This window comes from Streptomyces yangpuensis (assembly GCF_001005295.1).
GTDB lineage: Bacteria > Actinomycetota > Actinomycetes > Streptomycetales > Streptomycetaceae > Streptomyces > Streptomyces yangpuensis.
The window spans coordinates 62,208-84,161 of sequence record NZ_LBMK01000002.1; the positions used below are offsets into that span (position 1 = coordinate 62,208).

A 21,954-nucleotide genomic window follows, 5' to 3' on the forward strand; every position below is an offset into this window, starting at 1 on the left:
GGACGGACCGGAAGAGACCTGCCATGACCCTGCCCAGCATGCTGGACCCCTTCTTCGCCATCGCCCGCTCGGAACCGGACCGGCCCGCCGTGGTCGACAACGGCGTGACCGTCGGATACGGCCAGCTGGCCCGCTGGGCAGGGGCCGTCGCCGACCTCGTGTCCACCCGCGGCCCGGCGGCCGGCCGCCCGGTGGTGGCCGTCCAGACGCACCACAGCGTCCGCGACATCGCGGCCATCCTCGGCGTCCTGGCCGCCGGCCGGGGCTACGTCCCCCTCGCCGACGAGCCGCTCGACCACACCCAGGCGGCCCTGCGCGCCCTCGGCTGCCGGGAGCTCGTCGCCACCGCCGAGACCGGCCGGCTGCCCGCCGTCGACCGCGTCCTGCGGCCCAACTGGGGCCGTTCCAAAGCCCCCCTGCCCGAGACGGGCGAGCCGGTCCGGCCGGAGGACCCGGCCTACGTCCTGTTCACCTCCGGCTCCACCGGCGCCCCCAAGGCGGCCGTGGTCCCGCACGGCGCACTGCATGCCGTCCTGCCGCACCTGGGCCGGCACTACGGGGTCGGGCCCGGCACCGTAGCCCTCAACTTCCACCGGGCGGACGGCGACACCAGCCTGGAGGAGATCCTGCCGACCCTGCTGGCCGGCGGACTCGTCGTCCTCGACGAGGACAGCGAGGCCGACCTCGACCGGGTCCTGACCGATCACGAGGTCACCCTCGTCAACCTGCCCGTCGACTACTGGCACCTCTACACCGGCCATCTGCTCGACACCGGACGCCCGCTGCCCGGCTCCGTCGAGACCGTCGTGATCGGCGGTGAGGCCGTCCGGCCCGACATGCTGGAGCGCTGGCGGCGGCTCGGCGCCGACCACGTCGTCCTGCTCAACACCTACGGATCCACCGAAACCGCGCTGGTCACCCACAGCGCCGTCCTCGCCGGCCCGGGTGCGGCCGCGGCATTCCCGGACGGGGTGCCCATCGGCCGCCCGCTGCCCTCCGTACGGCAGACCGTGCTGGCCCGGCCCGACGCGCCGGATGGCCCCGGGGAACTCCTCGTGGCCGGACCCCAGTTGAGCACCGGTTACCTCGACGCCCCCGACCGGACCGCCGCCCGCTTCGTCGAGGCCGACCACGGCGGCGGCACCGAGCGCTGGTACCGCACCGGCGACCTCGTCACCGAGGACGCGGAGGGCTCGCTCGTCTTCCACGGCCGCATCGACCACCAGGTCAAGATCCGCGGCCACCGCGTGGACCTGCTCGACGTCGAAGGGGCCGTGGGCCGGCTCCCGGAGGTGACGGCCGTCGCCGCCGCGGCGCACGACAAGGGCGAACACACCGTCCTGCTCGCCTTCGTGACCCTCGCGCCCGAAGCGGCCGAGGCCACCGACACGGCCCTGCGCGAACGGCTCCGGGCCGCCGTCCCCGGCCCCCTCGTCCCCGACCGGATCATCGCCGTGCCCGAACTGGTGCACACCCGCACCGGAAAGGTCGACCGCGCGCGCACCCGGGACCGGTACCTGTGAGCAACCGACTCTTCGACGCCTCCGTCGCCCCCGCCACCGTCCCCGAGGCGGAGGCCGGAGGCCCTTGGGCCTACCTGTGGTGGCTGGCCCGGATCCGCCCCCGGCCGCTCCTGCTCGCCGCCCTGCTCGGCGTGCTGTGGATGGTCCCCCTGGCACTGATCCCGCTGGTCCTCGGCCGGGCCATCGACGAGGCCGGGGCGGCCACCGGCCAGACCGGCCTCTACCTGTGGTCGCTGGTCGCCCTGGGCCTCGGCGTCCTCCAGGCCGTCGCCGGCGCCGGCCTCATCCAGGCTGCCGTCGGCGCCGAGGCCCACGCCCTGTCCGTCACCCACCGTGTCCTCGTACGCCAGGTCGTGCGGCTCGGCGCCACCCTGCGCGGCAAGGCCCGCTCGGGCGACGTGGCCGCTTCCGCCTCCGCCGACGTGGAGAGCATCGGCAACGCCTTCGAGGTCGTCGGCCGCACCATCGGCGCCGTTGTCGCCGCCGTCCTGGTCGCCGTCACCCTCACCCTCCCCTCGCCCGTGCTCGGGCTCGCCGTGCTCATCGGCGTCCCCGCCGCCGTCCTCGGCATCGGCCCCCTGCTGCGCCCCCTCCAGGAACGCGACGAGGCCCAGCGCGAGCAGATGGGCATCGCCACCTCCCAGGCCGGCGACATCGTGGCGGGCCTGCGCATCCTGCGCGGCATCGGCGGCGAGGCCCGCTTCGCCGAGCGCTTCCGCCGCACCAGCCAGCAGGTCCGCCGGGCCGGCGAATCCGCCGGCCGGATGGAGGCCTGGCTCCAGGCCGCCGGAGTCTTCCTGCCCGGGCTGGTCACCGTCGGCATCGTCTGGCTCGGCGCCCGGCTCGCCCTGAACGGCACCATCACCGCCGGTGAACTCGTCGCCTTCTACGGAGCCTCCGCCTTCCTCACCCTGCCCGTCAGCACGGCCACCGAAGCCGCGGAGACCCTGAGCCTGGCCAAGGTCGCCGCCGGCCGCGTCTGCACCCTGCTGCGGCTGACCCCCGAGACCGTCCGCCCCGAGGATCCCGCCCCGCTGCCGGCCGGCGCCCTCGCCCTGGCCGACGCCGGCACCGGCGTACAGGCCGCCGCCGGCCGCCTCACCGTGATCACCGCACCCGCCGACCGCGTCGGCGGCCTCGCCGACCGGCTCAGCCGCCCCGGCGCCCACCCCGACGGCGGCCCCTGCGCCGTCCGGATCGGCGGCGTCCCCCTGGACCGGGCCGACCCGGACGAGCTGTCCGCGCGACTGCTGCGCTCCGGACCCGCCGACATCCTCTTCAGCGGCACCGTCCGCGAGGAGCTGACCGGCGGCTCCGCCCGCCCGCCCGAGGCCCTGGACCGGGCCCTGTCCGCCGCCGACGCCACCGACGTCGTCGAGGCCCTGCACGGCGGCCTCGACGCCTGGCTGGACGAGGGGGGGCGCACCCTGTCCGGGGGACAGCGCCAGCGGCTGGTCCTCGCCCGCGCCCTGCTCGCCGCCCCGGACCTGCTGATCCTGGAGGACCCCACCGCCTCGGTCGACGCCCACACCGAAGCCCGCATCGTCGAACGGGTCGCCGCCCTGCGCGCCGGCCGGACCACGGTGGTCCTCACGGACAGCCCGCTGTGGCGGGCCGCCGCCGACCACGTGGTCCGCCTCGACGCGGAGCCCGCCGCCGGCGCCACCGACCGCTCCGCAGGAGTTCCCTCATGACCACCACCCCCACCCGGGCCACCGCCCCGGCCCGCGGCGCCGACGTGGCCGCCCCGGACCCGGCACCCGCCGAAGCCCCCGGGGCCGGCCGGCTGCCGCTCGCCGGGCGGGCCGAGGTCCGCGCCTGGACCGCCGTCTTCCTGCGCGGCGAGGCCCCCCGACTGGCCCTGACCTTCGGCCTGTTCGCCGCGGCCCTCGCCGCGAGCCTCGTCGGCCCCCGGCTCCTCGGCCACCTCGTCGAATCGGTCAAGGACGGCACCACCACCGGCCGCGTGGACGTGCTCTCCCTCGCCTTCGTCGCCATCCTCGTCGGCCACGCCCTCCTCGCCCGCGCCGCCCGCACCCAGGCCACCCTGCTCGGCGAACGCGTCCTCGCCCGCACCCGCGAGAACTTCGTCAGCAGGGTGCTGCGGCTGCCCCTCTCCGAGGTCGAGGCCGTCGGGACGGGCGACCTGCTCAGCCGCGCCACCACCGACGCCGACCGGCTGAACGAGAGCATCCGGCAGGCTGTCCCGCGCATCGCGCTGGCCGCCGTCACCCTGGTCTTCACCTTCGCGGCCATCCTGCTCACCTCGCCGCTGCTCGCCCTCGGGCTGCTGGCCGGCATACCCTTCGCCGTCCTCTCCACCTGGTGGTACCGGCCCCGCGCCACCCGCGCGTACGAGCGCCTGCTCGCCGAGGAGGCCGACGTCCTGGCCGTCACCCACGAGACGACGCGCGGCGCCGCCACCGTCGAGGCCCTGGGGCTGGGCCCGCGCCAGCTTGGCCGCCACGGAGCGGCCGTGGACCGGGTGGTGCGCACCCGACAGCGCACCACCTGGCTCCAGACCATCTGGTTCCCCAGCCTGGACCTGGCCACGATGGTCCCGATGGCGCTCACCCTCCTCATCGGCGGACTCGCCTACCAGCGCGGCGAGGTGGGACTGGCCGAGCTGACCGCGGTCGTGCTCTACGTACAGGCCCTCGGCGAGCCCCTGAACGACCTGCTGACCTGGACCGACGAACTCCAGATCGGCAACGCCGCGCTCCGCCGCATCCTCGGCGTCGAACGCCTGCCCCGCGAGGAGCCGGGCACGCCGCCGCCCTCCGACGGGCACGCCATCCGCCTCGACGGGGTTCACTTCGGCTACGGGCCGAGCCGCGAGGTACTGACTGGCGTCGACCTGGACATCGCGGCGGGCGAGCGGCTGGTGGTCGTCGGCGCCTCAGGCGCGGGCAAGTCCACCCTCGGCAAACTCCTCGCCGGCGTGCACCACGCCACCCGGGGGACCGTACGCATCGGCGGCGCCGACGTGGCCGGCCTGCCGGTGGACCGGCTGCGGCGGGAGATCGTACTGGTCACCCAGGAACAGCACGTGTTCACCGGCACGGTACGGGACAACCTGCTGCTGGCCGTCGGCGCCGCCGAAGAGGAGGAGGCCGAGGACCGGGGAGGCGCGGCGGACCCGAGGCTGTGGGAGGCGCTGGACACCGTCCTGCTCGCCGACTGGGTACGCTCCCTGCCCGACGGCCTGGACAGCGAGATCGGCCACGGCGCGGCCCTGGTGTCCCCCTCGCACGCCCAGCAACTGGCCCTCGCCCGGCTGCTGCTGTCGGACCCGCACGCACTGGTCCTCGACGAGGCCACCGCGCTGCTGGACTCCACCGCCTCACGCCGGGTCGAGCGCTCGCTGGCCGCCCTGATCGAGGGCCGCACGGTCATCTCGATCGTGCACCGCCTGGACTCGGTCCGCGACGCGGACCGCATCGCGGTCATGGACGCGGGCCGGATCGTCGAACTGGGCAGCCACGAAGAACTCCTGTCCGCCGCCGGCGCCTACGCGGCCCTCTGGCACTCCTGGGATTCGGCACGCCGAGCCTGAGCTGCGCGCTTGCGCGCGATCCTGCCGCCCCCGACGGCCACTGACCTGACCCGCGCACGGTTCTTGCCGGTGCCCGCACCGGACGGGGCGCCGGGAAGGGTCCGACCGGTACCCGTGAGGGGCCCGGACGGCCCAAGCGCGGCGGAGGGACGCGGAGACAGGCTGGGACTGCTGCCGTCGCAGCGCAGAAGGAAGGAAGGAAGGAAGGAAGGAAGGCCGCGCCGGGCCGCCCCGCCGTCCTCAGGAGAGGGCGTACTCGGCCACCACACCGCCGGCACGGTCGTCGAGCTCGGCGGGGCAAGCCGTCCGTGCCCGCTCAGGAGCAGTGATCACGATGAAGAGGACCCCGCCCATCCAGCCCGAGACGCCCGCGGGGACGTCCCGGCGGACCGACCTGGGCCGTCGCCTGGCAGCCCGTCGTGAGGCTCTCGGTCTGAGCCGCGCCGAGCTGGGCCGCAGGTGCGGTGCCGACGGCAACTACATCGCCTACCTGGAGGAGCATGCGGCCTCGCCCTCCATCGGCACCCTGGTGCGGCTCGCCGACGTCCTCGGCGTCAGGGTGGACGACCTGACCGGCGCGAGCGCCGGGCGGGTTCCCGGCCGTTCCACGGCCCGTCGGGGCGCCGCCCTGGTGCCGCTGGGCGAGTCCGAGTGCCGGGACCTGCTGGGCACCCATGGGGTGGGCCGCATCGCGGTCGTCACTGCCGAAGGGCCGGTGGTGCTGCCCGTCAACTACCTGATGGCGGGAACCGGCATCGCCTTCCGCACCTCCGCGGTGTCCGTCGTCGGGAGGTCGGCGGGGACAGAAGCCGCATTCGAGATCGACCACATCGACGACGTGACCGCGAGCGGCTGGAGCGTCCTGGCCGTCGGCACCCTGGAAGGGGTCACCGACCCGGAGGCACTCCGGCATCTGAACGCTACCGCCCGTTCCGGCCCCTGGGCCGGCGGGGACCGCGATCAGTGGATGCGGCTCGCCCCCGCCCGGGTCACCGGCCGTCGCGTGGCCCACGACTGGTGAGTGACGTGACCGGTGACATACGGGACCGGTGACGTACGTGCGCTGGGACGTACGTGCGGTGTGGTGCGGGTGATGTCACAGGAAGCTGCCGCTGCCGTACGGCGCGTACAGGTCGAGCAGTCGGGTCCGGGTGGCCTGCAGCCGGTGGGCGAGGACCTGCCCGACCCAGTGTCCGACGGCGGAACCGAAGACGGGATCGGAATCCATCAGCATCCGGACGCTCCCGGCGTCGAACTCGTACGCGCGCACAGGAGTCATCGCCTCCGCGCCCAGCCGCCAGGCGTACGGCTTGAACAGCCAGGAACAGCCGACGAGTTCGCCGGGACCGAGGCTTTCGACGACCGCCGCGCGACGGCCGGGCACATGGACGTCCAGAGTGACGGTCCCGGACCGGACGATCCAGAACCTGTCGGCGTGGCCGCCCTCGCGGAACAGGCGCGTTCCTTCGTCGAAGTTGACCTCCTGGGCCATCTCCATCAGGCGGGTGCGGCAGTCCGCGGGCAGTGCCATGGCGAAACGGGTGGGTGACGGGGTGCTCATCGACGACCTCCGATGCGAGTCCGCCTCCAGTCTCGGCGTGCCGGTATGCCCCGCGCATGGGCCCTGTGGTCCCCACCCGGGCCCGAACGGCCCTGGCTGCACGGGACCGGCCCGCGCATGTCGCGGATCCGGTCGGCTCGACAACTCGTGCACACCTCCCGCCACGGGGCCGATCGGACCTTCGCCGTGACCCACAGGGCCCTGCCCGTGCGCGCGCTCCTGGCGCTCGATGGGTGTCGGGAGAAGGAAACGCGTCAGGCGAGGGCGAGGAAGAGCTTTTCGAGTTCTTCCTCGGTCATGGGCGCCTGGGTCTCGTCGGCGTTGTTCATGCACTGGCGCATGCCGCTGGCGACGATCTTGAATCCGGCGCGGTCGAGTGCCTTGGAGACGGCTGCGAGCTGGGTGACGACGTCCTTGCAGTCCCGGCCGGCCTCGATCATCGCGATGACGCCGGCGAGCTGCCCCTGGGCGCGGCGCAGCCGGTTGAGGACCGAGCTGACCGCGTCGTCGTCGACCTTCACCGGGTACCTCCTGCTGGGTGTGCTGTCCATCCCCATGGTACCCCAGGGGGTATTCACCTCCGGCGCTGCTGATCGAGGAGGGCCGCGAGGGCGGCATCGAAGTCGCCGGGCCGTGGACGGTTGTGGGGAAGCCTGGCGAGCAGGGCGGCCATTGCGCAGGTGTCGGTGAGGGCGGAGAAGGCCAGGCCGCCGGCGACGCCGGCGGAGACCAGCCGGAAGGCGGGGTGGAACCGGCCGAGCCCGAGGCCCGCGAGGACGAGCGCGCCGGCGGTCAGGCGGACCTGGCGTTCCATGGTCCACGTGCGGCCCGAGGTCTGCTCGGGGCGGTGGAGGTCGTGTCCCGCGGCGGCCCAGGCGCCGGTGCCCCCGGTGAGGGTGGCGGTGTCGACGCCGTGCTCGGCGAGCGTCGTACGGGCGGCGCCGGAGCGTGCTCCGGACGCGCAGACGACCAGGATGTCGCCGTGGTCGGCGGCGTGGCGGATGGCGGGGAGGGCGCGGGAGAGATGATCGAGCGGGATGTTCAGCGCGCCGGGCAGGTGACCGGTGGCGTATTCGCCGGGAGTGCGGACGTCGAGGACGATGAGGTCGCGCAGGCGGGGGAGGGCCTGTGCGGGGCTGAGGGCGTGGGGGGTGGTCATGGCGGACTGTCTCCTGGTGGGGGTGTCGGGGATGTAGCGGAGGCCGGGGGCGTCGGGGGTGTCGGTGGTGTCGGTGGTTCCCCGGGCGGACCCCGGGTGCCGGACACCGGGCGGCGGCGATCCGAGGACCCGCCGCTGCCAGTGGTCGTGTCAGCGGATGGTGTCAGTGGATCGTGTCGGCGAGCATGAAGGCAGCGACGCACAGCAGCACGACGGCGAAGATCCGTTGCAGGGCCGGGCCGGTGACGGCGGCGGACAGGCGCTTTCCGTCCCAGGCGCCGAGGACCGCCGCCCCGGTGAAGGGCGCGACGACCGCCCAGTCCAGGGGCGTGGCGCCGCCGGCACGGACGGTGAGCGCGGCGAGCGAGTTGAGGGTGATGACGAGCAGACTCGTCCCGATGGCCGCCCGCATCCTCAGGCCCAGCACTCCTACGAGGGCGGGGACGGCGAGGAATCCGCCGCCGACGCCCAGGAACCCGGTGACCGCGCCCAGGCCCGCGCCGGCTCCGGCAGCCCGTACGGGGCGCACCGGGCGGGACCCGTCCTCGTACGCGCGTGACGTGAGCATGCGCACGGCGGCGAGTCCGGCGACGACCGCAAAGGCGACGGTGAGCAGCTGTCCGGACAGTCGTGCGGCCAGGGCGGCCGCTGCCAGGGCAGCTGGGAGGCCGGCGGCTGCGAAGAGCAGGCCCGTTCTCCAGCGGACGTGGCCAGATGCCGCATGGGAGTAGAGGGAGGTGGCGGACGTGACGGTGACGATGATCAGCGACGCGGTGGTGGCCGCGGCCGGGGTGAAGTCGAGCAGATAGATCAGTGCCGGGACCGTGAGCACGCTGCCGCCGCCCCCGAGCGCGCCGAGTGCCAGACCGACGACGGCTCCCGCGATCAGGGCGAGGACGAGCGTGTTCACGCTGTCGAGCCGCTGTTCCCGCGGTCGTCGACGACGGGCAGTCCCGCTGCGGCCCAGGCGTTCATGCCGCCCTTGACGTCGACGGCCGTCGCTCCCCGTCCGGTCAGGAGTTTCGCGGCCCGCTGGGACCGGTGCCCGGAGCGGCAGATCACCATCAGCGGCCGCCCCTGGGCCGCCGGGGGCAGGGCGGCTCCGGTCAGCAGGGCGGAGAGCGGTGCGTGTACGGCGCCGGGTGCGTGGCCGGCGGCCCATTCCGCGGGCTCGCGTACGTCGAGCAGGACGGCGCCCTCGTCACGGGTACGCAGGTGGGCATCGGCCGGGGTCACACGGGCGGGGCCGCGTCGGAAGAGGAACACGGTCGGGTCCTTCTCTCGTCAGGATCGGGGCGGAGGGATGGGGCGGGGGATCGGAAGGTGGGGATGGGATGGGGCGGAGGGCCGGGGCGGAGGGACGGGGTGGTGCGTCGGACGGTCGTCAGCTCTGTGACCCGGGTCCGGCGACGACGGGGAGCCCCGCGCTGCGGGCTGCGTCGAAGGAGTCGTCGACGGCCACGACGTCACGTCCGGCGGCGTCGAGCAGGGAGGCGGCGATCCCGGCGCGCATTCCGCCCGCGCAGTGGACCCACACGACCCCGGCCGGGAGTTCGCCCTGGCGTCGGTGGAGCTCGTGGACCGGGATGTGCACCGAGTCCTCGATCCAGCCGTCCGCGCGTTCGGAGTCCCGTCGTACGTCCAGCACGATCCGGTGGCCGCCGGGGTCCGGGGCCGCGAGGTCGGCGAACGTGGCCCGCGGAAAACTGCGCAGCTCTGCGTGTGCGGCGATCCATTCGGCGGGATCACCGGTGGCAGCGGCGGCGGGGCGGTCGATCCCGACCCGGGCGAGTTCCCGCTGGGCCTTCGCCAGTTGCTCGGGGGACTCCGCGAGGAGCGTGACGGGCTTGCCCCAGGGGATCAGCCACGCCAGGTATGTCGCCAACTTCCCGTCGGCCTCGAAGTTGAACGAACCTGCCACGTGCCCCTGGGCGAACGCGATGCGGTTGCGCAGATCGACCACCCACTCCCCGGCGGCCAGGCGGGCGGCGATGTCGGCGGCGTCCGCCACAGGAGGTGCGGTGAGGTCGACCGGAGCCGGCCCCGCGGCGTTCGTCGGGCCCATGTGGGCGTAGTAGGCGGGCACGTCGTCGAGCCCGGCCAGCAGGGCGGCGACGAAGGCGTCGACGTCCTGGACGAGGGCGTCGTTGCCCGACTTCTCCTTGCCGATGGTGGTGGCGTCCCCGTCGGCCTGGGCGGAGGAGCAGAAGCTGCCGAACCCGTGGGTGGGCAGGACCTCGGTGTCGTCCGGCAGTTCGGCGGCCAGCCGGTGCGCGGAGGCGTGCTGGGCGCGGGCCAGTTCCTCGGTCAGGCGGGGCTCGACCAGGTCCGGCCGTCCCACCGTTCCGATCAGCAGGGAACCCCCGGTGAACACGGCAACGGCCGCCCCCTCCTCCTCCAGCACGTAGGAGGTGTGGTGGGGGGTGTGGCCGGGAGTGGCCAGGGCCCGCAGCGTGATCCCCTCGTCCACGGTGAAGGTGTCGCCGTCCCGGACAGGGGTGCGGGCGAAGGACACCCGGGCCGCGGCGGGTACGTGGTGGGCCGCGCCGGTGAGGCGTGCCAGGTCCTGGCCGCCGGAGACGTAGTCGTTGTGGACGTGGGTCTCCACGACGTGCGAGATCCGCACCCCGCGCCGGGCGGCAGCGGCGAGTACCTGGTCGATGTCGCGCGGCGGATCCACCGCCACGGCCGTGCGGGCGCCGCCTGCCAGGTAGCTGCGGTTGCCGAGCCCTTCCAGATCAAGGGTGTCGATGAAGAACACGCTGTCGCTCCTACTCGTGAGAATTACCCCCGGGGGTATGTCTCGAGCGTAGCACTAATACCCCTGGGGGTATCTTTGGTGATGACGGGTAACGGTGGGTGAGCATGCGGCGAGCCGCGTGCCGCGGCGCGCTTGCGCCAGGCGCTCGTACGGGAGCTGACCGAAGCGGGATGGACCGGCCAGGAGGTAGAGGAAGGTCAGCACGCCGGCTGCGGCGATCAGGGACACCGCCGCGTTCAGGGTGTTGGTGCAGTAGCGGATCATGCGTCGGGCGGAGTCCGCGCCGTACCGGGCCGCGTCCAGCAGCCGGTGGAACTCGTCGTCCTCGATCGCCGAGAGCTCCGTACGGTGCACCAGCCCCAGGTACTGCTCCGTGGCGACCCGCTGCACCTTCGGCTCCAGCGCCCCGGTGGCCGCGGTCGACGCCGAGCGCAGCAGGGACCCGAGGAACGCGGTGAGGGCCACGATCGCGAGGGCGGGTACCGCCTGGGTGGCCTGGCGGACAACCCGGAGACCGGTCGCCCCGAGGACTTCGCCGCGGGGGTCCTGGGAGTCGTCGGGGCCGAGGGGCCCACTTCCGCTGCGGGTCCCGGTCGGCGAGGACGCGTACGGTTACCCGGAGGTGGCCGACGAGGCCTGGCACGAGGAGTTCGCCGCGGCCCGGATTCTCGCCCAGGAACCTCCTGCGCCGTCGGCGTGAACGACGAGTCGCGGAAAACCGGTTGGACGGGACGGCGGAGTACTGCCACTGTCTGCCCGTGACCATGATCAAAAACGATTCGGCGGTTGTCTCCTTGGCCGGCGGCCTTGTCCTGCGTCAGGCGAGGCCCGCGGATCTCGACCAGATCGGCGCACTCCTGTCTGCGCGGGGGGAGCCGGACGACGCCGTCGACCACCGGCTGGCCGTCACCGACCCCGACGCGGGCCTGTCCGCCTGCGCCGTGGTCGTCGACGGCGACCGGGTGGTGTCCACCGCGACACTCCTCGACGAGGAGGTGTGCATCGGGGGAGTCCGCCTGCCCGCCGGCCAGGTGGAACTGGTCGCCACCGAGGCCGCGTACGAGGGACGCGGCCTCGTCAGGGCGTTGATGCACTGGGCCCACGACCGTTCCGCCGCCCGTGGCCACGTTGTTCAGGCGATGATCGGAATCCCCTACTTCTACCGGCTGTTCGGCTACGAGTACGCCATCGACATACCGCAGGCGCTGAACGTGAACGCCCTGCCGCTGCCGCTGCCCGGTGACGGAAACTCCACGCTGCGGGCCGCCCGGCCCTCCGACATCCCGGCCATGGCCGCCCTGCAGGCCTCGGCCCAGAGCGGGTTCGACGTGACCATGCCGCACTCGGCGGCGTGCTGGCGCTGGCTCCTGGACCACGAGTCGAGCAACCTCGTGGTTCTCGAGCAGGCCGGCACGGTCATCGCGACGGCGCGCACCACACCTCCCGGTGAGGAGATGCTCCTGGCCGAGGCCGCGGCACGCGACGAGTCGGCGGCGCGGGAACTGCTGAGCGCAGTCGGCGTCCTGGCAGCGGGGAAGGGGCTGCAGGTCGTCCATCGAGCCGGCACCGTGACCGGTAACGCCTGGCAGGAGTTCCTCGACCACGAACCGCGGCGGAGCGCGGAGCAGTACTACATCCGCATCCCGGACGTCGCGGTGCTGCTCGACCGGCTGCGTCCGCTGCTCCGGCAGCGTCTGACCGCGGCCGGGATCGACCGGACCGGCCGGGACATCGTCATCTCCACCTTCGGCGCCCACCACCGGATCCCGGTTCTCGCCGACGGGCTCGGTGAGGTCGTCACCGGCGGCGTGATGCAGTCGCCCGGGGTTGTGGGAGGTGCAGGGGTGGCCCCCGACCACCTGGCCCCCCTGCTGTTCGGCCCGCACGGATTCGAGGGCCTGACCCGGTTCCGCCCGGACGTCTACGCGGCGGACGAGGAACTGTTCCGGACGCTGTTCCCCCGCCTCACGGCCGACGTACTCAGCTACTACCTTCCGTACTGACCGATCATTTCGGAATGAGGTTCGGAGTCGTCTCAAGCGCCTGATGCTGCAGGCGAGTTGGACCGGTCCGTGGTGGAGGTCGGCTCCTATCGCGTACCGGGTCCGCAGGCGTCTGAACGGGTGGAGCCAGGCGAAGGTCCGCTCGACGCCCCACCTGCTCTCGCCCAGTGCGTGGCCACCCGCTCGGGCAGCTGGCCGCTCGCGGCCGCATCCGGCATCCGATACACTTGCAGGATTATGCAATTTGTAAAATCTGAGTCGAATCCCTCCCCGTCCAACCAGTCGGACGAGTCGAACCAGGAGAGGTGGAAGGAGAAGGGCGTCGCGCTGCGCGCCTTCTTCTACATCTTCGGCACGCACGTGTTCGCCGGGTTCGTCTGGCTGCTGTTCTACCTGGGCCAGCACGCGCAGAAGTGACCGGGCCGCACCCTGCCGGTCATCACCGCCCTCCTTGCCGGAGTCAGCCTCGCCGCCGGCAGCGCGACGCCGGCCATCGCCCTCGGCGGTGAGCACACCGTCTACTGGGTGGGGCGGCTCGCGCGGAGGTCTGCCAGGAGTTCGGCCTGGCCCTCCAGGACGCCGGAAAGGATGCCGCGGGCGACCCTCAGCAGTTCGGCGATCTGCGAGTCGATGAGCGAGTAGTACACGTTCGAGCCCTCCCGGCGGGTGACTACCAGGTTGGCCCGGCGCAGGACGGCCAACTGCTGGGAGAGGCTCGCGGCCTCCACCCCGACCTCCGGCAGCATCTCGGCGACCGCGTGTTCGCGTACGGACAGGAGTTCCAGCACGCGGATGCGGACCGGGTGCCCCAGCGTCTTGAAGAACTCCGACTTCAGCTGGTACAGCGGCGTGCTCGCCTGCGTGGCCTTGCCGTGTCTGTCCATCTCGTCCACCCGGAACCGCTCCTTCGTAGGGGCTTCCGTTCGCCCCTCCTCACACCTGTGACCTCAACAATTGCAGATCCCTGCAACTCGCGGGACGCGCAGGCCGCCCCGTGTGACGTTCGGCCCGCCGACACGGGCCGTCCGGGCACCGCCTCGGCCCGCCCCCTACCGGCCCGGCCCCGCACACTCACCGCCCCGGCCCCCTCCCGTCCCGCACCCCTGACGGCTCGTTTCGCTAACGGCCCGCACCCGTCGTGGTGCGCGCCAGGCGGAATCCTGACACCTGATGCACGTGCAGGCGCAGCAGGGTGTCGTGCGGGCCGTGGGCCCATCCGGGAAGGGTGCGCCGGTAGTGGGCGGCCTCGTCCGGGTCCGAGACGACGTCCGCCGGGCCATGGGCGCTGACCGTCCAGCCCGTCCCGGCCGTACCGAGAATCTCGTCCACCTGGTAGGTCAGCAGCGCCCGGCCGGGAACGGCCGCGGCTTGTACAGGGGCACGCACGACGAGGCGTCCGTACTCCATCACGTGGACGGCGGGCCGGACGACGGCCAGGTCCCGCTGGACGAAGACGAGCCGGCCCTGTGCGGAGCCTTCGAGGAGCCACAGGGCCTCGGTGCCGGAAACCTCGATCATGCGGCGTTCGGCGGAGACGGTCATCGTGCGGCCTTCCGGATACGGTGCGGTCGATGTGCGGGGGGCGGGAGCAGGCCCGCCCGCTCCAGGTGTTTGCGGGCGCCGGCGATCGCCTCCGGAGTGGTCGCGTACTCACGGCCCTCCGGGCGCAGCAGCTCCAGAGCCCCGACCGCGTCGAGGGCCTGCCGCTGGCCGGGCCTGATGCCGGAGGCGAGGACGGCGATGCCGCGCCGGTTCAGCTTCTCCACCGCGTCCTTGAGGACCAGCGCGCCGGTGGCGTCGAGGGTCGTCACCCTCGACATGCGCAGGATGACCACCCTGACGTCACAGACCTCGGAGAGTTCGAGGAGGAAGCGATGGGCACCGGCGAAGAAGAGGGGTCCGTCGATGCGGTACGCGACGATGTGCTCGGCCAGCAGGGCGTGCTCCTCGTCGCTGTGCTCGCCGGGCAGGTCCGGCCGGAAGTCGACCTGTTCCATACGGGCCTGACCCGCCACCGCCTTCAGGGCGAGGGCGCCCGCGACGACCAGACCGATGATCACCGCGTAGACGAGGTCGAGGGCCAGGGTGGCCGCGGCGGTGAGGACGAGGACGGCCGCGTCGGAGCGGGTCGCCTTCGCCATCGCGCGCAGGGAGCCGACCTCCACCATGCGGATCGCCGTCGCCAGCAGTACGCCGGCCAGCGCCGCGAGGGGGATCGTCGAGACCAGGGGCGCCGCGGCGAACACGACCACCGCGAGCACGGCGGCATGGGTGAGTGCGGCGAGACGGGACGAGGCACCGGTACGGACGTTGACAGCGGTGCGCGCGATGGCGGCGGTGGCGGGAACACCGCCGAACAGCGGGGCGGCCAGGTTGGCGATGCCCTGCCCGAACAGTTCCTTGTCCGGGTCGTGCTGCTGCCCCACCGTCATCCCGTCCGCGACCGTCGCCGACAGCAGGGACTCCAGCGCGGCGAGTGCCGCGACCGCGACCGCCGGGGCGAGCAGTGAGCCGAGGGCGGAGGCGTCGAGGAAGGCCAGGGAGGGGGCCGGCAGCCCGGACGGCAGGTCGCCGATCGGGGCCGCCGCGTCGAGGTGGAAGACCTGGGTGAGCACGGTGGCCGCGATCACCGCGACGATCGAGAACGGGATCGTCGGCTTCCACCGGGCGCCCGCCAGCATCGCTGCCGCGACGCCCGCCGAGATTGCGATCGCGGTCCAGTTCGGGGACGCCACGCTGTCCAGCAGCGCCCGCCACGCCACCACTACGACTTTCTCGCCCTCGGGCTTGTCGACCCCGAGTGCGTTGGGAATCTGCTGGAGGCCGATCACGCAGGCGATCCCGAGGGTGAACCCCTCCACCACCGGCGCCGGTACGTACCGCATGGACCGGCCGGCCCGCAGCAGGGCGAGACCGATCAGGATCACGCCGGCCATCACGCCTACGGTCAGGACGCCGCCGGGCCCGTACCGGGCGACGATCGGCACCAGGACCACGGTCATGGCACCGGTCGGGCCGGACACCTGGAGGTTCGACCCGCCCAGCAGCGCGGCGAGCGCTCCGGCGACCACGGCGGTGGCGAGTCCCGCCTCGGCGCCGAGCCCGGAGGAGACGCCGAAGCCGAGCGCGAGGGGGAGGGCGACGATCGCCACGGTCAGTCCGGCCAGGAGGTCCTGGCGCGGGCTGCGGCCCATCGCCGTGAAGTCCGCCCGGGCCGGGAGCACGGAGCGCACCCGCCCGAGCGCGGACGCCAGGAAAGCGGTCACGGTCACGAGGCCGCCCTCGCGACTCGCGCGGTTCCGGGAGTTCGCTCGGTTCGCTCAGTTCGCTCTGCCCGGTCGGGAACCGGCACTGTCTCGCACCCTTCTCACCGCCCCGAGCGGGGCGCTCATGCCTGGCGCTGTGCCCGCGACTGCCCCACGGTCACAGCAGTATCAGCATCTATGAAATTGCAGATTTCTGCAATTCGTAGATGCCGGGAGGTCGGGATGCCGGGCTGGGTCCGGGGTCAGGGACCGGGTCAGGGCGTGCCACCTGTACCGGGGTACGGGTTTTCCGTCGGAGGTGTCCTCCGGCCGGCCCGCGCGAGCCGCCCCCAGCGGTGCCCGCTGCGCGGACATCCGGGGGCGATTTACCATGAAAAGCGACGTTTTCTCGCTCCCCGCAGCTACCCGCGTCCACCCGCGGCCAGACGGTAGGGGCGGCAGGGAGGCCGGTATGGACTTCGCGAACGGATCCGAGAACGCATTCGGGAACGGATTCGGCAACGGATTCGGCGGCGACGCGGACGGCTCGCGCTATCTGCCGATCTCCGAGCACGGCCTGATCGGCGATCTCCGGACCGCCGCGCTCGTGGGCACGAACGGCACGATCGACTGGTACTGCTGTCCGCGCTTCGACGCCCCGAGCGTGTTCGCGTCGATCCTCGACGCCGACCGGGGTGGATCGTGGGAGCTTGCCGCCGAGGTGCCGGCGCGGACACGCCAGTTCTACTTCCCCGACACCAACGTGCTGATCACCCGGTTCTACGCGGCCGACGGGGTCGCGGAGATCCAGGACTTCATGCCGGTCGCGGACGAGTCGCGCGAAGCGGCCCGGCACCGGCTGATCCGGCGGGTGGTCTGCGTACGCGGCACCCTTCCGTTCCGAGCGAGGGTCGCTCCCCGTTTCGGCTACGGCACCGAAGCGCACACCGTGCACGCGCAGGCCCACGAGGCCGTCTTCACGTGCCAGTCGATCTCCCTGGCGCTGACCTCCACCGCGCCGCTCGAAACCGACGGAACGGACGTGTGGTCGCACTTCAAACTCCTCGAAGGCGAGTCCGTGGTGTTCGCCCTCGACCAGATCGGTGACGGCGTGCACCCGCAGGCCTGTCCGCGTGCCGAGGCGCAGGAGCAGTTCGAGGCGACCGTCCGGTTCTGGTCGCGCTGGCTGAGCCGCTCCCGGTACCGCGGCCGGTGGCGGGAGATGGTGAACCGTTCCGCCCTGACCCTGAAGCTGCTCACCTACGTGCCGACCGGTGCGATCGTCGCCGCACCGACGACGAGCCTTCCCGAGCGGGTCGGCGGTGAACGCAACTGGGACTACCGCTACGTGTGGGTCCGCGACGCCGCCTTCTGCGTCTACGCCATGCTCCGGCTCGGCTTCACCTCGGAGGCCGAGGCGTTCATGGGCTTCCTGTCCGAACGGTGCATCGCACCGGGCGCCGGCCCCGCCGGCCCCCTACAGATCATGTACGGCATCGACGGGCGCCGTGACCTGCCCGAGGTCGAGCTCTCCCACCTGGAGGGATACCTCGGATCCGCTCCGGTGCGGGTCGGCAACGCCGCCACCGGCCAGCTCCAACTGGACATCTACGGAGCGCTGATCGACTCCGTCTACCTGTACGACAAGTGGGGGCGGCCCATCAGCAGCGACCACTGGGACGAGGTCGGCGTCGTGGTGGACTGGCTCTGCGACAACTGGGACCAGCCCGACGAGGGCGTCTGGGAGACCAGGGGAGGCCGGAAGGACTTCGTCTACTCACGCCTGATGTGCTGGGTGGCTATCGAACGGGCCATCCGGATGGCCAACCGGCGCGGCCTGCCCGCCGATCTGCCGCGCTGGCAGCGGAACCGGGACGCGATCTACCGGAAGATCATGCGGGAAGGCTGGTCGGCCGAGCGCGGAGCGTTCGTCCAGGGACTGGGCGACGACGTGCTCGACGCCTCCGTACTGATGATGCCGATGGCCAAGTTCATCGCACCCACCGACCCCAAGTGGCTCTCGACCCTCGACGCGCTGACCACCGAACTGGTCTCCGACTCGCTGGTCTACCGCTACGACCCCGGGGCGAGCCCGGACGGTCTGCGCGGCTCCGAGGGCACGTTCTCGATCTGCTCCTTCTGGTACGTCGAGGCGCTCACCCGCGCCGGACGCCTGGAAGAAGCCCGGCTGGCCTTCGAGAAGATGCTCACCTACGCCAATCACGTAGGCCTCTACGCGGAGGAGATCGGCCGCAGCGGGGAGCAACTCGGCAACTTCCCGCAGGCGTTCACCCACCTCTCGCTGATCAGCGCCGCCTTCAACCTCGACCGCGCCCTGGGCTGAGTCGAGCGTGCGCGCGGAACCGGACGGCGCACGAACTCACCCCGCCCCGCCCGCCCGGCTCACCGCGTCGGGGAGAGGTGCGCTCCCAGGCTGCCGGGGGTGGGGTAGACGCGCTCCGTGGGCAGGAGGCGCTGGGCCTGGGCGGTGCGTCCGCTGCGGACGAGCGCCGCGGCCTTGCGGACCTGCGGGGTGAGGTCCGTGATACCGACGACCCAGTCCTCGGCGAACGTGCGGATCAGGTGGCGGCCGATGCCGACCTGGATGCTGTAGTGGTTCAGGGCCGCACCGCGCACCGAGCGCTCGGGATCCCACTGGAGGTGCACGGCGGCCTGGGCCACCGCCCTCGGGTCCGCGGTCGTCCGTACGGACCGGGCAAGAGCCTCTTCCCAGCCCTCTCGCGTCATCCGCACGGCGAGGACACGCTCCTGCCCCGGCTTGCGCGCCCAGTTGCTGCGATGCATCAGCCACAGGAAGGAGGGCTTGATCCACGTCATCCGCTGGAACGAGAACGGCGGGACGAAACGTCCCGCGCACAGCGCGGCATCGGCGATCACGTCCGCATACGCCTGGTAGACCACGATGGTGCGGGCATCGTAGTCGGCGCGGATCTGGTACTGCGGCGTCATGCACCGCACCCTGTCACCCGCCCGGCCGGTGCCGCCAACGGTTTCCGCGGGCCGGGGCGCCCGAGCGGCCGGGCAGCCGCGGCGGCTACGTGATGCGTACGGTCCCGTGCACGGTGACCTGGTCGATCTCGGTCGTGCGCACCACGATGTCGAGATTCCACTCGCCGGCCATCGGCAGCCGAAGGTCGTAGGTGGCCCAATACCCCTTCTGGTTCTTCAGCTTGGCGTCGAGGGGGCCGATGCCCGACTCCCGCTGGGTGAGCGTGAGGCGAAGCTCGGGGACGGTCGCGAGGCCGCCGTCCTCGCTGAACACCACCGCCTCCACCGTGTTCTCACCGACGCGGCCGGGAGTCAGGGTGATCTGGACCTGGCCGCGGCGATTGGCCGTCCCCATGTCGAACGGTACGGTGACCACCTTGGCCTGCGGCTCCTGCCCGACGGCGGCCGAGGCGGACTCGGAGACCGCGGCGCGGCTGGGCTGGGTACCGGTCAGCAGGGTCGTGATCGCCAGAACCACCACACCGAGTACGGCTTCGGCCGCGACGGTACGGCGCAGGCCGCGCCGGTACCGCTCGGACTCCGCTGCGGGCGAGAGCCCGGCGCTGTCGCCATCGCCATCGCTATCTCCGTCACCGTCGCCATGGCCGTCGGCGCCGTCCGTCCGTCCTTCCGCGGCGGTATCGGGGCCGCCGCTGCCGCCCGTCACCTTCCGGGGGCCGGACGCGCCGACCAACTGCGCCACGCGCACCACTTCGGGCTCGGGCCTCCGCTGCGCCTCGTCGGCGGGTACGGGCTCCCGGAGGAGGCGGAGCGCCGCCCGGCGGGAGTACGACGCCACGTACAGCACGAGGACCACGGCGGCGACCTTCACGACGAGGGTCCTGCCGTACGAGGTACCGGTCAGCGCCTCCCACGAACCGACCTGCCGCCAGGACTGGTACAGCCCGGTGCCGACCAGTACGGCGACCGCGCGGAAGGCCAGCGTCGCGAAGCGGCCCACCGCGGACGCCGGGAGCGCGAGGCCGCCCGGCCCCCGGTCCCGCAGGGCGATCACCAGGGTGATCAGGCCGCCCAACCAGACGCCCATGGCCACCAGATGAAGCGCGGCCACAGGCATGGCCAGCGGCACCTGCAACCCGGCGGAGGCGTGTTCGGCGGTGGCCCAGGTGAGGGCCAGGCCCAGGGCGAGCGCCGTCCCGGCCAGCCGGAACCGGATGCCGAAGTCCGTCGGTGGGGATCCCTCGCCCTCGCGGAAGGGCCGCACGGCCGGGTGCCGGCGCATCACGGCGGCGGCCACGAGCAGCAGGGCGAGCCGGACGAGGAACGCGATTCCGGGCTTCCCGGTGGCGGTCCGGGCCAGCCGGGCCGGGTCGAACGCCGATGCCAGCGAGCCCGCCGCCTCGTACGGGCCGCGGAGCAGGAGCAGGGCCACGGTGGCCACCGCCAGGGTGGCCCACCCGGCGACGAGCAGCCGCCGTACCGGGCGCAGCGCGACCGCCGCCGGCCAGCACAGGAGGATGAACGCGGCCGCTCCCACGAGGAGGGCGAGACCGCTGTAGGAGAGGTAACGGAAGAAGCCGTAGAGGCGGCCGGCCGCCGTGTCGTCCGGCGAGTCGGCGGTCACCGTGGCGGCGGTCTCGGAGGGCTTGCCGATCGAGAAGGTGAACGCGCCGGAGATCGGGTGGCCGTCGGCGGAGATGACCCGCCAGGCCACCGTGTAGGTGCCCTCGGGCAGTTCGCCGGACAGCTCCACGCGGGCCGTGTTCGCCTTGCCGTCGGCGTGCTGCGCCGGGCGGGGGTTGACGCGTTCGTTCGCCGGTGACAGCACCCTCAGTGCCTCGTCGGGGAAGCTGATGGACTCGGTGAAGGTGAGCGTGACCTGGCGGGGCGGTGTCTGCAGGACGCTGCCGTCGGCGGGATCGGAGCCGCTGAGCGCGGTGTGCGCGAGGGCGGGGGCGGCCCCGCCGAACAGCAGGGCCAGTACGGCGGCGACCAGTACCAGGACGGTCAGCGGCCTCCTGGACGGCGGTGATCCGGGTGATGCTGGTGATCCTGTGTGCATGACGGGCGGGCTCCGGGGTGGCGGTCGTGAGCGGGCGGCCCTCGCCACCCGGGACTCGGCTCCGGCAGGGCGGGGACCGACGACGGGATGTGGACGATAGTGCTGCCGGACGGGGCACCGGGGCGGGTGCGCAACTTCGGCTAAAGCCCGGGACCGGGAGGCCCGGTTCGGGCGTTCTCCCTGTACATTGCACCCGCCCCGCCCTGCCCCGCTGCTGAGGACAGGCGGTCAGACGGTCAGGCCTGGTCCCGGCTCTGACTGCGGCGCAGCCACCAGAAGGCGCCGACGGCCGCCACCACCAGGACGGCCGCGACCACACCGAGGGCCGCTCCCGTACCGCTGCCCGCCGTCTCGGCGTCCGCCGTCTCTGCGTCCGCCGTCTCCGCGTTCGGGGCCGCGGCGAGAGCGGTCGGGTCCGCCGCCGACGGCTGTTCGGACGGGACCGTGCCCGGCGTCGTCGCAGGCGTCGTTGAAGGCGTCGGCGTCGCCGAGGGGGGCGGGGCGATCGGCTTGGCCCCGGGGGCCGCCGCCTTCAGTTCGAGTACGGGCGCCGGGTTGTCGACTTTCTCGCCGCCCGTGGGAACCTCGATCCAGCGGGAGACCTTGCCGTCGCCGTACGTCTCAAGGGTCTTGAACACCAGGGACTTCTCGTCGGGCAACTGGCGCACGGTGATGCTGTACTCGGCATCGGTACCGGTGGCCAGGGCCGTGCCACCGATGCTGTAGCCGTCCGGGGTGGCCGTCAGCTTCCACCCCTCGGGGGCGTCCTTCAGCGTCACGGCGTCCGGGGCGATGCCCTTCGGGAGCACGACCCGCAGCTCCGCGATCCCCGCGGAGTCCGACTCAGCCTCGGACGTGAAGGAGAGCGTGACGTTCTCGGCGAGGGCGCGCGCGTCGGAGGCGGTGACCCCAGCGTGCGCGGCGGCCGGACCGGCGCTCAGGCCGAGGACCACCAGGGCGCCGAGGGCGGCCGGCCCCAGTCCGCGCGGACGCGGACGGGGCCGGGGATGGTGACGGTGAGAGTGAAGGCTGGGTGTTCCGGTCATGAGGAAGAGCAACCTCTCGGTACGAGGGGATCGGGGGACCGTCTCCTGCGTACGCGGCCGGAGGCCCC

The 21,954-nt window shown here is 72.9% G+C and carries 20 protein-coding genes and 1 pseudogene; 7 read left to right on the top strand and 14 right to left on the bottom strand.

Features of this window, described 5'->3' with window-relative positions; all coding sequences use genetic code 11:
- Positions 1-23: 23 nt before the first annotated feature.
- The 4 genes from AAT21_RS05685 to AAT21_RS05700 all read left to right on the top strand — a co-directional run bounded on the left by AAT21_RS05685 (position 24) and on the right by AAT21_RS05700 (position 6,100).
- A complete protein-coding gene (locus AAT21_RS05685; RefSeq protein WP_046775688.1) occupies positions 24-1,523 on the top strand; it encodes an AMP-binding protein in 1,500 nt (499 codons plus the stop codon).
- On the top strand, positions 1,520-3,217 hold the full coding sequence (locus AAT21_RS05690) for an ABC transporter transmembrane domain-containing protein (RefSeq protein ID WP_046775689.1): 1,698 nt from the start codon (positions 1,520-1,522) through the stop codon (positions 3,215-3,217). Before AAT21_RS05685 ends, AAT21_RS05690 begins: the two co-directional genes overlap by 4 nt.
- The gene (locus AAT21_RS05695; RefSeq protein ID WP_079025469.1) at positions 3,214-5,079 is read left to right on the top strand and encodes an ABC transporter ATP-binding protein; all 1,866 of its coding nucleotides are present in this window, start codon (positions 3,214-3,216) and stop codon (positions 5,077-5,079) included. The genes AAT21_RS05690 and AAT21_RS05695 overlap by 4 nt, the downstream gene beginning before the upstream one ends.
- 334 nt (positions 5,080-5,413) lie before the next feature.
- Entirely contained in the window at positions 5,414-6,100 is a 687-nt protein-coding gene (locus AAT21_RS05700) for a helix-turn-helix domain-containing protein (RefSeq protein WP_046777063.1), read from the top strand.
- Between the two features lie 75 nt (positions 6,101-6,175).
- Here AAT21_RS05700 and AAT21_RS05705 read toward each other — a convergent pair whose 3' ends face one another.
- The 7 genes from AAT21_RS05705 to AAT21_RS05735 form a co-directional block, all read right to left on the bottom strand.
- A complete protein-coding gene (locus AAT21_RS05705; RefSeq protein WP_046775690.1) occupies positions 6,176-6,640 on the bottom strand; it encodes a Crp/Fnr family transcriptional regulator in 465 nt (154 codons plus the stop codon).
- 254 nt (positions 6,641-6,894) lie between these two features.
- On the bottom strand, positions 6,895-7,161 hold the full coding sequence (locus AAT21_RS05710; protein WP_046775691.1) for a metal-sensitive transcriptional regulator: 267 nt from the start codon (positions 7,159-7,161) through the stop codon (positions 6,895-6,897).
- Positions 7,162-7,214: 53 nt separating this feature from the next.
- Positions 7,215-7,799 (bottom strand): rhodanese-like domain-containing protein, encoded by a 585-nt coding sequence (locus AAT21_RS05715; protein ID WP_046775692.1) that lies wholly within the window; start codon positions 7,797-7,799, stop codon positions 7,215-7,217.
- Positions 7,800-7,962: 163 nt separating this feature from the next.
- Positions 7,963-8,709 (bottom strand): sulfite exporter TauE/SafE family protein, encoded by a 747-nt coding sequence (locus tag AAT21_RS05720; RefSeq protein ID WP_046775693.1) that lies wholly within the window; start codon positions 8,707-8,709, stop codon positions 7,963-7,965.
- A complete protein-coding gene (locus tag AAT21_RS36545) occupies positions 8,706-9,065 on the bottom strand; it encodes a rhodanese-like domain-containing protein (RefSeq protein WP_046775694.1) in 360 nt (119 codons plus the stop codon). Before AAT21_RS36545 ends, AAT21_RS05720 begins: the two co-directional genes overlap by 4 nt.
- Before the next feature lie 118 nt (positions 9,066-9,183).
- Complete coding sequence (locus AAT21_RS05730) at positions 9,184-10,560, bottom strand: MBL fold metallo-hydrolase (RefSeq protein WP_046775695.1); 1,377 nt, start codon at positions 10,558-10,560, stop codon at positions 9,184-9,186.
- 54 nt (positions 10,561-10,614) lie between these two features.
- Positions 10,615-11,025, bottom strand: coding sequence for a hypothetical protein (locus tag AAT21_RS05735; RefSeq protein ID WP_046775696.1), 411 nt, complete (start codon positions 11,023-11,025; stop codon positions 10,615-10,617).
- Positions 11,026-11,324: 299 nt separating this feature from the next.
- Here AAT21_RS05735 and AAT21_RS05745 point away from each other — a divergent pair, with 299 nt between their 5' ends.
- A complete protein-coding gene (locus AAT21_RS05745; protein ID WP_046777064.1) occupies positions 11,325-12,563 on the top strand; it encodes a GNAT family N-acetyltransferase in 1,239 nt (412 codons plus the stop codon).
- A gap of 18 nt (positions 12,564-12,581) precedes the next feature.
- On the opposite strand, the pseudogene AAT21_RS38660 reads toward AAT21_RS05745, so the two are convergent.
- Positions 12,582-12,746, bottom strand: a pseudogene (locus tag AAT21_RS38660) (transposase); the annotation flags it as partial.
- Positions 12,747-12,800: 54 nt separating this feature from the next.
- On the opposite strand from AAT21_RS38660, the gene AAT21_RS05750 reads away from it, so the two are divergent.
- Entirely contained in the window at positions 12,801-12,980 is a 180-nt protein-coding gene (locus tag AAT21_RS05750) for a DUF6126 family protein (protein WP_046775698.1), read from the top strand.
- Positions 12,981-13,081: 101 nt separating this feature from the next.
- Here AAT21_RS05750 and AAT21_RS05755 read toward each other — a convergent pair whose 3' ends face one another.
- From AAT21_RS05755 to AAT21_RS05765, 3 genes are all read right to left on the bottom strand, one after another.
- Positions 13,082-13,447, bottom strand: coding sequence for an ArsR/SmtB family transcription factor (locus AAT21_RS05755; protein WP_046777065.1), 366 nt, complete (start codon positions 13,445-13,447; stop codon positions 13,082-13,084).
- 235 nt (positions 13,448-13,682) lie between these two features.
- Entirely contained in the window at positions 13,683-14,105 is a 423-nt protein-coding gene (locus AAT21_RS05760; RefSeq protein WP_235438695.1) for a pyridoxamine 5'-phosphate oxidase family protein, read from the bottom strand.
- Positions 14,102-15,757: a SulP family inorganic anion transporter gene (locus AAT21_RS05765; protein WP_107081275.1), complete on the bottom strand. Its 1,656-nt coding sequence runs from the start codon at positions 15,755-15,757 to the stop codon at positions 14,102-14,104. The genes AAT21_RS05760 and AAT21_RS05765 overlap by 4 nt, the downstream gene beginning before the upstream one ends.
- A 523-nt stretch (positions 15,758-16,280) precedes the next feature.
- Here AAT21_RS05765 and AAT21_RS05770 point away from each other — a divergent pair.
- A complete protein-coding gene (locus tag AAT21_RS05770; protein ID WP_079025472.1) occupies positions 16,281-18,152 on the top strand; it encodes a glycoside hydrolase family 15 protein in 1,872 nt (623 codons plus the stop codon).
- Positions 18,153-18,211: 59 nt separating this feature from the next.
- Here AAT21_RS05770 and AAT21_RS05775 read toward each other — a convergent pair whose 3' ends face one another.
- From AAT21_RS05775 to AAT21_RS05785, 3 genes are all read right to left on the bottom strand, one after another.
- Complete coding sequence (locus tag AAT21_RS05775; protein ID WP_046775699.1) at positions 18,212-18,778, bottom strand: DUF4291 domain-containing protein; 567 nt, start codon at positions 18,776-18,778, stop codon at positions 18,212-18,214.
- An 85-nt stretch (positions 18,779-18,863) separates the two neighbouring features.
- On the bottom strand, positions 18,864-20,840 hold the full coding sequence (locus tag AAT21_RS05780) for a copper resistance CopC/CopD family protein (protein ID WP_079025473.1): 1,977 nt from the start codon (positions 20,838-20,840) through the stop codon (positions 18,864-18,866).
- Positions 20,841-21,076: 236 nt separating this feature from the next.
- Complete coding sequence (locus tag AAT21_RS05785; RefSeq protein WP_079025660.1) at positions 21,077-21,886, bottom strand: DUF1775 domain-containing protein; 810 nt, start codon at positions 21,884-21,886, stop codon at positions 21,077-21,079.
- Positions 21,887-21,954 lie beyond the last annotated feature (68 nt).

What these genes read in the sequence shown, in the direction of transcription:
- AAT21_RS05685 (WP_046775688.1), top strand. Translation starts at nt 24, where the DNA reads ATGACCCTGCCCAGCATGCTGGACCCCTTCTTCGCCATCGCCCGCTCG.
- AAT21_RS05695 (WP_079025469.1), top strand. Translation starts at nt 3,214, where the DNA reads ATGACCACCACCCCCACCCGGGCCACCGCCCCGGCCCGCGGCGCCGAC.
- AAT21_RS05700 (WP_046777063.1), top strand. Translation starts at nt 5,414, where the DNA reads ATGAAGAGGACCCCGCCCATCCAGCCCGAGACGCCCGCGGGGACGTCC.
- AAT21_RS05705 (WP_046775690.1), bottom strand. Translation starts at nt 6,640, where the DNA reads ATGAGCACCCCGTCACCCACCCGTTTCGCCATGGCACTGCCCGCGGAC.
- AAT21_RS05715 (WP_046775692.1), bottom strand. Translation starts at nt 7,799, where the DNA reads ATGACCACCCCCCACGCCCTCAGCCCCGCACAGGCCCTCCCCCGCCTG.
- AAT21_RS05745 (WP_046777064.1), top strand. Translation starts at nt 11,325, where the DNA reads ATGATCAAAAACGATTCGGCGGTTGTCTCCTTGGCCGGCGGCCTTGTC.
- AAT21_RS05750 (WP_046775698.1), top strand. Translation starts at nt 12,801, where the DNA reads ATGCAATTTGTAAAATCTGAGTCGAATCCCTCCCCGTCCAACCAGTCG.
- AAT21_RS05755 (WP_046777065.1), bottom strand. Translation starts at nt 13,447, where the DNA reads ATGGACAGACACGGCAAGGCCACGCAGGCGAGCACGCCGCTGTACCAG.
- AAT21_RS05760 (WP_235438695.1), bottom strand. Translation starts at nt 14,105, where the DNA reads ATGACCGTCTCCGCCGAACGCCGCATGATCGAGGTTTCCGGCACCGAG.
- AAT21_RS05765 (WP_107081275.1), bottom strand. Translation starts at nt 15,757, where the DNA reads ATGGGCCGCAGCCCGCGCCAGGACCTCCTGGCCGGACTGACCGTGGCG.
- AAT21_RS05770 (WP_079025472.1), top strand. Translation starts at nt 16,281, where the DNA reads ATGGACTTCGCGAACGGATCCGAGAACGCATTCGGGAACGGATTCGGC.
- AAT21_RS05775 (WP_046775699.1), bottom strand. Translation starts at nt 18,778, where the DNA reads ATGACGCCGCAGTACCAGATCCGCGCCGACTACGATGCCCGCACCATC.
- AAT21_RS05780 (WP_079025473.1), bottom strand. Translation starts at nt 20,840, where the DNA reads ATGCACACAGGATCACCAGCATCACCCGGATCACCGCCGTCCAGGAGG.
- AAT21_RS05785 (WP_079025660.1), bottom strand. Translation starts at nt 21,886, where the DNA reads ATGACCGGAACACCCAGCCTTCACTCTCACCGTCACCATCCCCGGCCC.